The following is a 12,836-nucleotide window of genomic DNA, read 5'->3' as shown; positions in this document are numbered from 1 at the left end:
CTAATTTCGGATCTAAAAGGCAGCATAATCAAATTATTTCAAGTTATACAATAAGTGTTTATTACAAACGTAATAGCTTAAAGTTAAGAATTTAATTAATACCTTTTAGAAATAATTTAAACTATGGTAAATCAAAGGATTGAAAAACTGAATAAACTTTTATCTCAAATTGAGATAAACATACCCAAAAGGGATATTAAAAATGAAGCTGTTTCAAAGTCTACAATTGGCTGGCAATTAGACCATAGTTTAAAGGTTTTAAACGCCGTTAGCGAATGGACTGAAAATTCTAACCCAGAAGATTATAAGTTTAAATTAAATTTTTGGCGTATTGTACTTTTAACATTAGGCTATTTTCCAAGAGGGAAAGTAAAAGCACCAAAACATGTTTTACCGCCAGAAGAGATCACAACTGAAGATTTGGAAAAACAACTGCAAACCGCCAGAACACATATTGAAAAACTAAAATTACTTGCTAAAAATTCATATTTCAAACATTTTATTTTTGGCAAGCTTAATAAAAAACAAACGCTTCGTTTTTTGGAAGTTCATACCAATCATCATTTAAAAATTGTAAATGATATTTTGAAGAAATAATGATTTTCTGGATTTTCAAATTTGGGATAAGAGTAATTGAAAATGTACAATCTTTCTAAAATACTTGAAGTAAAGCACTAAATTCCGCGTTAGGGATTGCAGAGGAAAGCCCACAGCCTGACGAAGGAAGTGCGAGGACTTGAACCGAAAAGCCTGCCTGCCGGCAGGCAGGCCCAACCCTTGTGGTAAAGCCCAAAACTTTCTTAAAAACAAAACCCTCTCTGTAATCAGAAAGGGTTTTTAAATTTTTAAGAAAACTTATTTCTTAAACCTCAAAAGGCTCAATAGAAACATAAGATTTATTATCTTTTTTCTTTGTAAATTTTACAACGCCATCAACGTATGCGTGTAATGTATGATCTTTTGAAGAGTATACATTCTCACCTGGGTGATGTGTGTTTCCTCTTTGTCTTACGATAATGTTTCCAGCAATGGCAGCTTGTCCACCAAAAATCTTAACACCTAAACGTTTCGATTCTGATTCTCTACCATTCTTAGAACTACCTACTCCTTTTTTATGAGCCATTGTCTTAAGTTTTTATATTGTTATACTTAAGTGGTTTTGCTGTTAAGCTTTACCACCGTCTAATTCGTCTTGCCATTTTTTAAGCTCATCCCATTTACCGTCAGCAGCTAATTTAGCTTGTGCTGGCCATGTGTCAGTTACGTGGTTTCCACGAACTCCTGCGATGATTTCTGAAATTGCAGCAGGTTTAATTTTAGCTAAATCTGCGAAAGTCGCGATACCTGCTTCAACTAAAGTTGATGCTATTTTTGGACCAATACCTTCAACTTTCTTTAAGTCGTCAGCTTTCCCTGTTGCTTTTTTAGCAGCAGCTTTAGGTGCCGCTTTTTCAGCTTTAGGAGCAGCAGCTTTCGCTTCTACTTTTGGTTCAGCTTTTTTAACTTCTTTTTTTGGAGCAACTTTCTCAGCTTTTGCTGGTGCAGTCTTTTTAGCTCCTGAAGCTACAATGCTTTCAATTAAGATTTCAGATAAAGATTGTCTGTGTCCGTTTTTAACGCGGTAACCTTTTCTTCTTTTCTTCTTGAAAACTATTACTTTATCACCTTTAAGGTGCTTTAAGACTTTTGCACTTACTTGTGCTCCATCTATAGCCGGGGCGCCTACAGTTACTTTGTCACCATCACCTAAAAGAAGTACATTATCGAAAGAAACTTTCTTACCTTCTTCAGTTTGTAAACGGTTAACAAAAACTCTTTGGTCTTTTTCAACTTTAAATTGATGCCCTGCTATCTCTACAATTGCGTACATAGCGTAACGTTTTTATTAATTAATTTTGTTCAAAAATGAGTGCAAATATACTGCTAATTAATTAATCTACAAACGTTATTACTGTTTTTGCGAAATATTTCCAGTCTTTTTAAAAAGCTGCATAACGGTAAGGGAAGAAACTACTGTTGTTGCTAGCCCCATAACGGCAACCACAAAGGTTATCATACCAATATCGGCATTAAAACCACCTTTCATTTTTTGAAGTAATTCTGGCAAAAAGGCAGTATTAATTTCGGTGGCATAAAATAAAAAGAAAACGGTAAAAATTAAAGTTGCCACAAACCCCGTTATAATACCTGTTTTAAATCCTTCACCATACGAGAAATTGTCAGGGTTTTCAAGCTTACTTAAACGTGTAGCTTCATAAATTCCAAAACCCGTGATAATAGCGTTTACAAAACTAAAAGCAGGGTTTGTATGTTTATTTACCAATGCTAAAACCAAAAAATATGCAATTAAAACGGCACTTGTAACTATGCCAAAACGAATGGGTAGAGATAAATTTTTCATATATTAAAAGGGTTGATTCTTCTAAATTTCGTGAAAATTCCTGAATTAAAATAATTCTTAATCCTTTTTTTTACGAATAAATCATTTTGTTAAATGTTATATGTATCATAAAGTTTTATTTTTTAAATGCCTTAAGGTCAATATTTAGTAAGTTTGCATTAATAACTATAATTTTTAAACCCAAATGAAATCAATACAATTTATTTTAACGTTAGCTCTAGTTGCAACTTTTTCATTAAGCTGTAAAAACGAAAAAAATCCAGAGGTAAAAACGGTTGAAGTTGAAACTGAAACTGTAAAAGAAGTAGACCCAAATGCCACTTATGCGAAGGCAGAATTTACCATTGATGGTATGACTTGTGCAGTAGGATGCGCTGCTACTATTCAAAAGAAAATTTCAAAAATGGATGGTGTAAAATCGGCTACGGTTGATTTTGATAAGAAACTAGCCATGGTTGAATACGATGAGGCTAAAGTAACACCAACAACTCTTGAAGAGGTTGTAAGCAAAGTTTCAGACACGTATAAAGTTAGTGACATGAAAAGTGTTGACGACTTCTCTGCTAATAAATCTTGTTCTGCCGATTGCAAAAAAGACTGTTGCGCAAACAAGGATAAAAAAACATGTAAGCCAGGATGTGAAAAAGCTTGTTGTAAAGATGGTGCAAAAGCAGGCGATAAAACAGCTTGTAAAGGGGATTGCAAAAAAGCATGTTGTGCTTCAAAAGAAGCTTAATATTTTGCTTAAATAAATTAATAAAAAAGGTTTCTCATAGAGAAGCCTTTTTTATTTCCAAGTAACCGTTTCCATGATGCGTTTTATATCCTTTTGCAAATAATTAGCAGCAGGCAAAATTGAATCGTAATTAGGTTTAGCGAAAAAATATAAGGAGCCGGTTAAGAAATGATTCACACTATCTGTTACATAAAATTGGGCTGGCGATGCTACATTTCCTTTTACTTCAGAAAGCATTCCGTAAACTTTTCGTTTTGAATCCTCAAAAGGATAAGCTGGAATTTCATCCGCTTTTTTGGTATGTTCTAACGTGAATTTTTGAGCGTCTCTTAAAAAGTCCATTAAATTTTTATCATCCTTATTAATAGCCTTATAGGTTATAAAAATAGTCCCTTTTAGCGTCGGATACTCTAAATTAACACCATAACTTTCTGTGGGCGCTTGCAAAGCTTTAGACACCACTTTTGAAGCTAGTAAATTTTTTTCGAATGCAAAAGGTAAATCTAAATTATCATCAACATATTTTGCCTCTGGATACTCTAATCTTAATTGTGCTTTTGGTTTTGGCACATAATCATCACCACATGACACTAGAATAAACACGAAAGCTATTAAGATACTTTTAAAAATGTTTGTAAAATAGTTTTTCGAAATCATGAAATATTCAGTTTTCAGTCGCAGTATTTAAAAGTTTAAACCATGGTAAATTTCACAAGCTTAATCCTTTTTTTATCCATAGCCTCAATAGTAAAAACGTAATTTTCAAATTTTATTTTACTATTCAGTTTAGGGAAACTCCCAGATATTTCTAAAACAAATCCTGCAATGGTTTCTGCTTCGCCTTTATTTACTTCAAAAATTGGTTCGTTTTCAAGCTTAACAATTTTATAAAAATCTTTTAAGGCCGTTTTACCTTCAAACACATAATTATTGTCATCTAATTTTGAATACGTTAAATCTTCATCATCAAATTCATCACTAATATCACCTACAATTTCTTCAATAATATCTTCTAACGAAATCAATCCTGAAGTTCCGCCATACTCATCAACCACAACTGCTAAATGAACTTTCTTTTCTTGAAATTCGGCCATTAAATCATCAAGCTTTTTGTTTTCAGGAACAAACAATGGTTCCCTAATTAAAGTTGTCCAATCAAACTGCTTTCTATCAATATATGGCAACAAATCTTTCACATATAAAATACCTTCAATGGTATCCATACTATCTTTATAAACAGGAATTCGCGAATACCCATTCGCAATAATATCCGGCATAATTTCAAGATATTTTTGTCCAATATTTATAGCAAAAATATCAATACGAGGCCTCATAACTTGTTTCGTATCTGTATTTCCAAAAGAGACAATACCTTGTAAAATTTTATGCTCCTCTTTAGTTGTATCGGCTGTGCTTGTTAACTCTAAAGCCTGCGATAAATGATCGACACTTAAATTAGATTTCTGCTTACCAAGTTTATTATGAATAGTCAAAGTAACACTTCGCATTGGTAAACTTATTGGCGATAAAAGAACATCTAAAACCTTAAGCGGATATGCCATAAAAGTGGCAAACTTTAGGTTGTTCCTGCTCGCATAAATTTTAGGAAGAATTTCACCAAATAATAAAATTAGAAAAGTGACTAACACTACTTCTAATGTGAATTTGATCCATGCCTGTGAAACATTCCCAAACATAAAATCACCTAAAAAGGCAAACAAAATAACTATAGCAATGTTTATGAAGTTATTAGCCACCAAAATGGTTGCCAATAATTTTTTAGGACGTTCTAAAAGTTGTGATACTATTTCAGTTCGTTTTGATTTTGCTTCCAATCCTGGTTCAATATCACTTCTTTTTAATGAAAACAAAGCGACTTCGGCTCCAGAAATAAGGGCAGAACATAATAAAAGAAAAAACAATAGTGCAAAACTAAAAACAACCGAAACATCAATTGCCATAATTAAAAGTATAAAACTCGCGGGGTCAGGATCCAATTACAACAAATTTAGTTAAACATAAAATTCTCGAATAGCTATCGAGTTTATAATTAAAATGGAAGATCATCATTATCTTCTGCAATAGGTTCATTTCTAGTTTGTGGGCTCGATGTTGCTTTTGGTTCAACTGATGCATTTGAGGTATTAGCACTTTCTCCACTATCTTTTTTTGTTGAAAGGAAGGTGAAATCATTACATTGTATTTCAGTTGAATACCTATCATTTCCCTTATCATCCGTCCATTTTCTGGTTTTCAATCTGCCTTCAATGTATACTTTATCGCCTTTGCTTAAATATTTTTCACAAATTTCAGCACCTTTATTTCTAACCACTATATTGTGCCATTCGGTATTTGAAATACGCTCGTTAGTCTGCTTACTTACATAAGTTTCGCTTGTGGCAATAGGAAACCTACCAACACAACCACCACCTTCAAAATAATGCATTTTAACATCATCGCCTAAATTCCCGATAAGCATCACTTTATTTAATGTACCTGACATAAGTTATCTTTTAAGAGGAAGCAAAATTACTGAATTGCTTTGCCTTTTTCTAAAATTAATAAAAAAATATGATTGTTGAGACTAAACAACTCAAAAATAAAGAATTAGAAGAGATTAAAACTACACAATTCTTCATTTTTTTTGATTCCAGCCCCTTGGGAATGATAATTTCAAAGAATCTAAAAAGCCAACCTTTTGAGATGTGTTTAAAAATTAAAGCTTTCAATGAAATTTCCAATTAAAATAGGCACAGCAAACTCTCGAACGTTGCTAATCGAAACACCTTCAACAGGAAGTCTTTCAATATTTATAATCCAAAACTTAGTATATAAATGTTGGTGCGATAATTTGTGAATTATAGCGTCCTTATTATATAATGACATTTCAAAAGAAATTTCTTTTAATAAATCTTCATTTTCTACTAGACTTTTAAAACGCTTTTCAGAAATGTTTTTTTCTGTTTCAATCAACGGAAATTGATATAAATTTTGCCAAATCCCTTTTCCTTCTCGTTTTTCCAAAATAGTTTTTTCATCTTCAGAAATACAAACCAAAAAATTGAAATACTTTTTTTTCGCTTTCGCGGATTTGATTTTTACTGGTAATTCACCAATTGTATTTTTATTAAAAGCTATACAACTATCCTTAAACGGGCATATATTACAATCCGGATTACTGGGCTTACATTGCGTAGCACCAAACTCCATTATAGCTTGATTGAATTCGGCTGGTTGCTTTTTATCAATTAATTTTTGAGCTAATGTTTTAAACTCCTTTGCTCCTTTTGAAGAATTAATAGGCGTATCAATTCCAAAATAGCGAGATAAAACACGATATACATTTCCATCAACCACAGCTGCAACCTCATTAAAACAAATGGAAGCTATGGCGCTAGCAGTATAATCGCCAACACCTTTTAGTTTTAGCAAGTCCTTATAATTATCAGGAAACTCGCCATTCAAATCTTTGGCAATATATTTAGCCGATGCATGCAAGTTTCTAGCACGAGAATAATAACCCAACCCTTGCCAAAGTTTTAGCACATCGCTTTCATTTGCTTTAGCTAAATCAAAAACTGTAGGGAATTCGTTAACAAAAGCTTCATAATAAGGCAACCCCTGTTTTACTTGTGTTTGTTGTAAAATAATTTCCGACAACCAAATGTTATATGGATTTTGGGTTTCACGCCAAGGCAAATTTCGCTTATTAGTTGAATACCAATGTCTTAAGATTTTTGAAAATATCATGAATTCATTTAATCGAGGAAACAAAAATAAACGTTTATAATATTAAATTTTAGTGAATTAGGTTTGAAATATTGAATATTAAATTCCTATATTTGCATCCCTTTTAGAATTATTAGTAACACAAAAAATTATATATCAAATGACGAAGGCTGATTTAGTAGCAAAAATTTCTGAGAAATTAGGAATTGAAAAAGGTGATGTTCAAGCAACTGTTGAAACATTTATGGAAGAAGTAAAAACTTCTTTAGAAGGCGGTGATAATGTTTACCTTAGAGGTTTTGGTAGTTTTATAATTAAAACTAGAGCTGAAAAAACTGGTAGAAACATTTCTAAAAACACAACCATTAAAATACCTGCTCATAATATCCCTGCATTTAAGCCTGCAAAAGTTTTTGTAGAAGGCGTTAAAACAAATGTAGACGTTAAATAAAGTAACAAAGTGCTGAACTTTTTCAGTAGTAAAACGAATTATTAATTTAAAAAGACACTATTTATGCCAAGTGGTAAAAAACGTAAAAGACATAAGGTAGCGACGCACAAACGTAAAAAACGTAGACGCGCTAACCGTCACAAAAAGAAAAAATAAATCGAAAAAGTAGTTAGATTAGCTACTTTTTTTGGTTTTAAAAAACAAGTTCATTGAAATGAGTTCATTAATTTTTTAACATCATTGGTGTTGTTTGAACTCCACGGATTAAAATCCTGTGAAAAAATAATGTTTAATCCATCCCGATTTATCGGGACAAAAATTAACTAAATGGATAAAGAATTGATCATTCGATCTAGTTCCGACGATGTTGATTTTGCCTTATTAAAAGATGGAAAACTTATTGAATTACAGAAAGATGAAGATAGTAATGACTTTGCTGTTGGTGATGTGTTTATAGCCAAAATCAGAAAAGCCGTTCCTGGACTAAATGCTGCATTTGTTAATGTAGGTTATGAGAAAGATGCATTTTTGCATTATCATGATTTAGGACCAAAACTACCTTCCCTTTTAAAATTCACAAAACGTGTAAGCACAGGTAAACTAAAAGATTTTTCTTTAAAAGATTTCCCATTTGAAAAAGATATTGATAAAGACGGCAAAATATCTGACGTCTTAAAATCAAATCAATCGCTATTAGTACAAATTGTAAAAGAACCGATATCAACTAAAGGCCCTAGGATAAGCTCAGAGCTTTCTATTGCTGGCAGATATATTGTTTTAGTACCTTTTTCTAGTCGTATTTCTATTTCTCAAAAAATAGAAGATCGCGAAGAAAAAGACCGACTAAAACGATTGGTAAAGAGTATTACTCCCCAAGGTTTTGGCGTAATTGTTCGTACAGTAGCACAAGGCAAAAAAGTAGCAGAACTAGATAAAGATTTACAAACATTGCTTAGTCGTTGGACGGCCATGTGTAAAAAGCTACACAGAGCACATCATCCTAGTAAAGTATTAGGAGAAATGAATAAAGCCTCGTCAATTTTACGAGACATATTCAATGATACCTTTACAGGAATTACTGTTGATGATGAAGAGCTCTATTATCAAATTAAAGATTACGTGCAAGAAATTGCACCACAAAAAGAATCAATAGTTAAATTGTATCAAGCAAAAAATCCAATATTCGAAAAATTCGGAATTGAAAGACAGATTAAAACCTCGTTTGGAAAAACCGTTTCTATGGCAAAAGGAGCCTATTTGGTAATCGAACATACCGAAGCCCTCCATGTTATAGATGTAAACAGCGGAAACCGCTCAAACAAAGCAAACAACCAAGAGGATACTGCATTAGAGGTTAACTTAATAGCTGCTACCGAAATGGCTCGTCAATTACGCTTGCGTGATATGGGCGGCATCATTGTAGTAGATTTTATAGACATGACCAATGCTGAAAACAGGCAAAAATTGTTCAATCACCTTCGTGATGAAATGAAGGACGACAGAGCAAAACATAAAATATTGCCTCCAAGTAAATTTGGATTGATACAAATTACAAGACAGCGTGTTCGCCCAGAAATGAACATTAAAACTCGCGAGGAAAACCCCGATGAGATTATTAATGGCTCTGAGGTTGAAGCACCAATTGGATTAATACAAAAAATTAATCACGATCTTGAAAAACTAAGTAAAAAAGACTATAAAAAGCTGACTTTAAACACACATCCTTTTATAGCTGCCTTCTTAACAAAAGGTATTCCATCTGTGCGTTCTAAATGGTTTTTAGAGCACAAAAAATGGGTGAAAATTTTACCAAGAGATGCTTACACATACTTAGAATATCATTTTTTCGATAAAGATGGTAATCAAATTAAATAATTAAAAAACCCGCTACTTTTAAAGTTAGCGGGTTTTTTATTTTTAATAGGTATCAATTATACTTTTTTGAATACTGAAATGCTACTCGCAAGCCACATTTTCTCCTAAGGTATCCCAGCAATGCCAATTAACATCTTCAAAATAATATTCTGCTTTTACGCGACCATTATAATTTGTTCTGCTCCATTCAATATCGGCATTTACAAAGGCTTCACTATTTGCATCATAGGCGTATACATTATAAAATGCATCATAATCTCCAGCTTGAAGTCCGTAAGTAATAGAACTTGTTTTGAACATGTCAGTCTCACGCATATCATTTAATTCTCTTACATAAGTGTATTTTATACTTCCTATTTCATCACCTGTAACTTCCCAGTCAATTCTTAACATGTTTTCTGGAAAAGCAGCGCTATGATTTAAATTCCAATAGCCACTTTTACCATCAATATTTGAAGCTCCAGAAAACCACATAAATTCATCAAAAGCACCAATTCCACTTTTTGTTATATACATTTTCCAAAGGACTTCACTTCCTGAGAGTTCTCCTGTTAATCGAGCGGAATACTGACTTGTAAAACCATCTACAGTATAATTCCATTCCCAAATGGCATCGCCTTTATATTCGGCTTTATACCTAAGTGCAGTTCTAAATGATGCTACTGGTACCGCTAAGGTTGTAACCAATGCCGTATTCCAAACACCAACAACAACTGCGGAATAAACCCAGTTACCCTTATCTGGAAGTCCTTTAAATTTATTCTCGATTGATGATTTCCCATCGTTATTGTCAAAATCACTAAAATCCATAACCATGGATATTTCAGGTGGTAAATTGGGAGCAATTAAATTAACATCCCCATCATCATTGTCTGTTGAACAGGATGCTAATGCAAAAAATAACATTACCATAAACGATTTTAGCAAGAAGGTTTTAATTTTCATAATATTTAAATTTGGTTAAACATAAAACCCAATAACGCATAAATGATGCCAATATTTCTTTTTGAATATTAAAAACAACTATTTTATAGTCGTTCTATTAAGCTTTTTGGGCGTTACCAGAAAAGGGTCGGGCTATCCGTTGCAAGTCCTCGCACCTCCTTCGTCGGGCTGTGGGCTTTCCACTACTATCCCTAACGCAGAGTTTAGTACTTCATTTCATATTAATTGGATATATTTTACTTTTTATCATTCTTATCGCTATTAAGTTTGACCTAAGCGGTAGCGGAAAACAGATAAAAAAAAACTTTACAACGACGTAGCACTAAACGTATCTCCTTGAGATAAATCTCCAGTTTCAAAACCTTTTTTAAACCATCGCATACGTTGCGCCGAAGTACCGTGTGTAAATGAATCAGGAACTACTCTACCACCCGATTGCTTTTGTAATCTATCATCGCCAATAGCATGAGCAGCATTCATGGCTTCTTCAAGATCGCCAGATTCCATCATACCAGTCATTTGTTCTGAATAATGCGCCCAAACGCCAGCTAAAAAATCGGCCTGAAGCTCCAACATTACAGAGTATTTATTATATTCGGTTTGACTTACCTGACCGCGCAAGCGTTGCATTTTATCAGTAATCCCCGTAATTTTTTGAATATGATGCCCAACTTCATGCGCAATAACATAAGCTTGGGCAAAATCTCCTGGAGCATTCAAACGACGCTCCATATCATCAAAAAAGCTTAAATCTAAATACAATTTTTCGTCACCCGGACAATAAAAAGGTCCGGTAGCACTAGAAGCTGAACCACATGCAGATGATACTGCACCCGTAAAAAGAACCAATGTAGGCTCTCTATAATTATTTAACTGTTTGTTCCAAACGTCTTCGGTATTGGCTAAAATAGTAGCAGTAAACTCAGCCAGTTCTTGATCTTTAGCGTTTGGTTCGTAAGTAGTAGATGATTCGCTTAATCCTGACCCACCACTAATAAACTGAGTTATTAAAGTTATCGGATTTTTACCCATTATTAATGATCCTACTATAAATATCCCTGCAATAAATAATCCAACTTTTGAAAATAGAATTTTGATTATTGGCATTAGTAACCCTAAACTTAAGCCACTAAAACCACCCAAACCACTACCCGAAGAGCTGCTTTTTCCTCTGCGGTCATCAACATTATCACTTTGTCTTTTTCCTTCCCATTTCATATTTAAAAAAATTTATTGTGTGATTATTACCGCCTCAATTTACATATAATTAAATAATTTTTAAAAAATAAAAATATGTATACTCCTATTTTTTAATATAATTCTAAGGTGCTGGATTAGGCAAAATGTTGTGTACTGCATCAATTTGCTCTAAAATATCATCACTTAAAGTCACGTTAATACTGTCAATGTTTTCTTTAAGCTGGTCTAGTTTTGTTGCCCCAATAATGGTACTGGTTAAAAATGGGCGTTGGTTTACAAATGCCAAACTCATTTGCGCTAAACTCATGCCGTTATCTTCAGCTATTTTTAAATAATGCTTAGTAGCTTGAGTGGCATTTTCGCTGCTATATCTAGCAAACCTTGGAAATAATTTAAGTCGCGCATTATCTGCGACATTTCCTTTTACATATTTTCCGGATAGCACTCCAAATGCCATTGGGGAATATGCTAACAAACCAACATTTTCTCTTAACGCGACTTCTGCTAAATCGGTTTCAAAAGTTCTGGTAAGCATGGAATAGGCGTTTTGTATAGTCGCCACTCTTGGTAAATTATGGTTTTTAGATTCTTCTAAATAACGCATAGTTCCCCATGAGTTTTCGTTGGAGATTCCTATATTTCTTATTCTTCCTGCTTTAATTTCAGAATCTAAACTGTGAAGAATTTCATTAAAATTATCTTCCCATTTGGTATCCAATTTGTAATTTCTAACACCAAAACGGTTAGTATCACGCTCTGGCCAATGCAGTTGGAATAAATCAATATAATCTGTCTGCAATCTTTCAAGCTCTAAATCGATAGCTTCATTTATTGCGTTTCGGCTAAAACCTGTGGTTCTAATATGTGCCGTATAATCGCCACCGCCAGCAATTTTGGAAGCTAAAACTACTTTATCTCTATGTCCAGATTTTTTTAACCAAGTTCCTATAATTTTACTGGTTCTGCCACTCATTTCAGCAGTTGCCGGAACTGGATATAATTCGGCAGTATCAATAAAATTAACACCTTTATCGAGCGCATAATCTAATTGTTTGTGTCCTTCGGCTTCTGTGTTTTGGTTTCCCCAGGTCATGGAGCCTAGGCATATTTTACTAACTTTTATATTGGTATTTGGTATGGTTGTGTATTTCATATTGGATTATTCGACTATTGGATTCATTCGATTTTAGGACTAGGCGTAAAGATAAAAAACCTTTAAAAGCCAAAAAGGCTTTTAAAGGTTTTTTATGCGTTAGCGATTGTAATGGTTAGCTTTTGGCGAGGCACGCATCGAGCCAAAACTAGTAATGGAAAGTGCGACCCTTGTGGTAACCTGCCTGCCGGCAGGCAGGCGCTCTAAATACAAATTATTTTACTCGCTTAACAATTTAGAAAGCTCATCTAACTTTGGTGTTAAAATGACTTCTATTCGTCTGTTTTTTGCCTTCCCTTCTGGGGTTTCATTTGACGCTACGGGTGCAAATTCACCACGACCTGCA

14 protein-coding genes and 1 pseudogene are annotated in these 12,836 nt (G+C 33.5%); 4 read left to right on the top strand and 11 right to left on the bottom strand.

The features are described 5' to 3' along the window. Window positions 1-123 precede the first annotated feature (123 nt). Entirely contained in the window at window positions 124-597 is a 474-nt protein-coding gene (locus WBN21_RS13095) for a DUF1569 domain-containing protein (RefSeq protein ID WP_424200983.1), read from the top strand. Between the two features lie 265 nt (window positions 598-862). On the opposite strand, the gene rpmA is transcribed toward WBN21_RS13095, so the two are convergent. The 3 genes from rpmA to WBN21_RS13080 form a co-directional block, all read right to left on the bottom strand. Next, entirely contained in the window at window positions 863-1,123 is a 261-nt protein-coding gene (gene rpmA, locus WBN21_RS13090) for a 50S ribosomal protein L27 (RefSeq protein ID WP_106660099.1), read from the bottom strand. Window positions 1,124-1,165: 42 nt separating this feature from the next. Then, a complete protein-coding gene (gene rplU, locus WBN21_RS13085; protein ID WP_424200981.1) occupies window positions 1,166-1,870 on the bottom strand; it encodes a 50S ribosomal protein L21 in 705 nt (234 codons plus the stop codon). A 78-nt stretch (window positions 1,871-1,948) separates the two neighbouring features. Then, complete coding sequence (locus tag WBN21_RS13080) at window positions 1,949-2,401, bottom strand: DUF4199 domain-containing protein (RefSeq protein WP_424200979.1); 453 nt, start codon at window positions 2,399-2,401, stop codon at window positions 1,949-1,951. Window positions 2,402-2,585: 184 nt separating this feature from the next. Between WBN21_RS13080 and WBN21_RS13075 the strand changes: the two genes are divergently transcribed. Beyond that, window positions 2,586-3,137: a heavy-metal-associated domain-containing protein gene (locus tag WBN21_RS13075; protein WP_424200977.1), complete on the top strand. Its 552-nt coding sequence runs from the start codon at window positions 2,586-2,588 to the stop codon at window positions 3,135-3,137. A gap of 51 nt (window positions 3,138-3,188) precedes the next feature. Here WBN21_RS13075 and gldD read toward each other — a convergent pair whose 3' ends face one another. The 4 genes from gldD to mutY form a co-directional block, all read right to left on the bottom strand. Continuing rightward, complete coding sequence (gldD, locus tag WBN21_RS13070) at window positions 3,189-3,794, bottom strand: gliding motility lipoprotein GldD (protein WP_424200975.1); 606 nt, start codon at window positions 3,792-3,794, stop codon at window positions 3,189-3,191. 35 nt (window positions 3,795-3,829) lie between these two features. Beyond that, window positions 3,830-5,134: a gliding motility-associated protein GldE gene (locus WBN21_RS13065; protein ID WP_424200973.1), complete on the bottom strand. Its 1,305-nt coding sequence runs from the start codon at window positions 5,132-5,134 to the stop codon at window positions 3,830-3,832. 53 nt (window positions 5,135-5,187) lie between these two features. Further along, window positions 5,188-5,640, bottom strand: a complete 453-nt coding sequence (locus WBN21_RS13060; RefSeq protein WP_424200971.1) for a single-stranded DNA-binding protein — start codon at window positions 5,638-5,640, stop codon at window positions 5,188-5,190. 206 nt (window positions 5,641-5,846) lie between these two features. Continuing rightward, complete coding sequence (gene mutY, locus WBN21_RS13055; RefSeq protein ID WP_424200969.1) at window positions 5,847-6,887, bottom strand: A/G-specific adenine glycosylase; 1,041 nt, start codon at window positions 6,885-6,887, stop codon at window positions 5,847-5,849. Window positions 6,888-7,026: 139 nt separating this feature from the next. On the opposite strand from mutY, the gene WBN21_RS13050 reads away from it, so the two are divergent. Together WBN21_RS13050 and WBN21_RS13045 are read left to right on the top strand one after the other, a co-directional pair. Further along, window positions 7,027-7,317: an HU family DNA-binding protein gene (locus tag WBN21_RS13050; protein WP_055442767.1), complete on the top strand. Its 291-nt coding sequence runs from the start codon at window positions 7,027-7,029 to the stop codon at window positions 7,315-7,317. A gap of 327 nt (window positions 7,318-7,644) precedes the next feature. After that, the gene (locus WBN21_RS13045; protein ID WP_424200966.1) at window positions 7,645-9,192 is read left to right on the top strand and encodes an Rne/Rng family ribonuclease; all 1,548 of its coding nucleotides are present in this window, start codon (window positions 7,645-7,647) and stop codon (window positions 9,190-9,192) included. Window positions 9,193-9,273: 81 nt separating this feature from the next. Here the strand turns inward: WBN21_RS13045 and WBN21_RS13040 are convergent, their stop codons facing one another. From WBN21_RS13040 to WBN21_RS13025, 4 genes and pseudogenes are all read right to left on the bottom strand, one after another. After that, on the bottom strand, window positions 9,274-10,137 hold the full coding sequence (locus WBN21_RS13040) for a hypothetical protein (RefSeq protein ID WP_424200964.1): 864 nt from the start codon (window positions 10,135-10,137) through the stop codon (window positions 9,274-9,276). A gap of 306 nt (window positions 10,138-10,443) precedes the next feature. Further along, the gene (gene ypfJ, locus WBN21_RS13035) at window positions 10,444-11,355 is read right to left on the bottom strand and encodes a KPN_02809 family neutral zinc metallopeptidase (protein WP_424200962.1); all 912 of its coding nucleotides are present in this window, start codon (window positions 11,353-11,355) and stop codon (window positions 10,444-10,446) included. Window positions 11,356-11,458: 103 nt separating this feature from the next. Next, the gene (locus WBN21_RS13030) at window positions 11,459-12,490 is read right to left on the bottom strand and encodes an aldo/keto reductase (RefSeq protein WP_424200960.1); all 1,032 of its coding nucleotides are present in this window, start codon (window positions 12,488-12,490) and stop codon (window positions 11,459-11,461) included. Between the two features lie 219 nt (window positions 12,491-12,709). Beyond that, window positions 12,710-12,836: pseudogene (locus tag WBN21_RS13025) on the bottom strand (cell envelope biogenesis protein OmpA); the annotation flags it as partial.

Source organism: Algibacter sp., assembly GCF_049667265.1.
Taxonomy (GTDB): domain Bacteria; phylum Bacteroidota; class Bacteroidia; order Flavobacteriales; family Flavobacteriaceae; genus Algibacter_B.
The sequence above is the reverse complement of the archived record's forward strand: the minus strand, read 5'-3'. Positions and strand labels throughout refer to the sequence as shown.

Coding starts and splice junctions, on each gene's coding strand:
- WBN21_RS13095 (WP_424200983.1), top strand. CDS start 124: ATGGTAAATCAAAGGATTGAAAAACTGAATAAACTTTTATCTCAAATT.
- rpmA (WP_106660099.1), bottom strand. CDS start 1,123: ATGGCTCATAAAAAAGGAGTAGGTAGTTCTAAGAATGGTAGAGAATCA.
- rplU (WP_424200981.1), bottom strand. CDS start 1,870: ATGTACGCAATTGTAGAGATAGCAGGGCATCAATTTAAAGTTGAAAAA.
- WBN21_RS13080 (WP_424200979.1), bottom strand. CDS start 2,401: ATGAAAAATTTATCTCTACCCATTCGTTTTGGCATAGTTACAAGTGCC.
- WBN21_RS13075 (WP_424200977.1), top strand. CDS start 2,586: ATGAAATCAATACAATTTATTTTAACGTTAGCTCTAGTTGCAACTTTT.
- gldD (WP_424200975.1), bottom strand. CDS start 3,794: ATGATTTCGAAAAACTATTTTACAAACATTTTTAAAAGTATCTTAATA.
- WBN21_RS13060 (WP_424200971.1), bottom strand. CDS start 5,640: ATGTCAGGTACATTAAATAAAGTGATGCTTATCGGGAATTTAGGCGAT.
- mutY (WP_424200969.1), bottom strand. CDS start 6,887: ATGATATTTTCAAAAATCTTAAGACATTGGTATTCAACTAATAAGCGA.
- WBN21_RS13050 (WP_055442767.1), top strand. CDS start 7,027: ATGACGAAGGCTGATTTAGTAGCAAAAATTTCTGAGAAATTAGGAATT.
- WBN21_RS13045 (WP_424200966.1), top strand. CDS start 7,645: ATGGATAAAGAATTGATCATTCGATCTAGTTCCGACGATGTTGATTTT.
- WBN21_RS13040 (WP_424200964.1), bottom strand. CDS start 10,137: ATGAAAATTAAAACCTTCTTGCTAAAATCGTTTATGGTAATGTTATTT.
- ypfJ (WP_424200962.1), bottom strand. CDS start 11,355: ATGAAATGGGAAGGAAAAAGACAAAGTGATAATGTTGATGACCGCAGA.
- WBN21_RS13030 (WP_424200960.1), bottom strand. CDS start 12,490: ATGAAATACACAACCATACCAAATACCAATATAAAAGTTAGTAAAATA.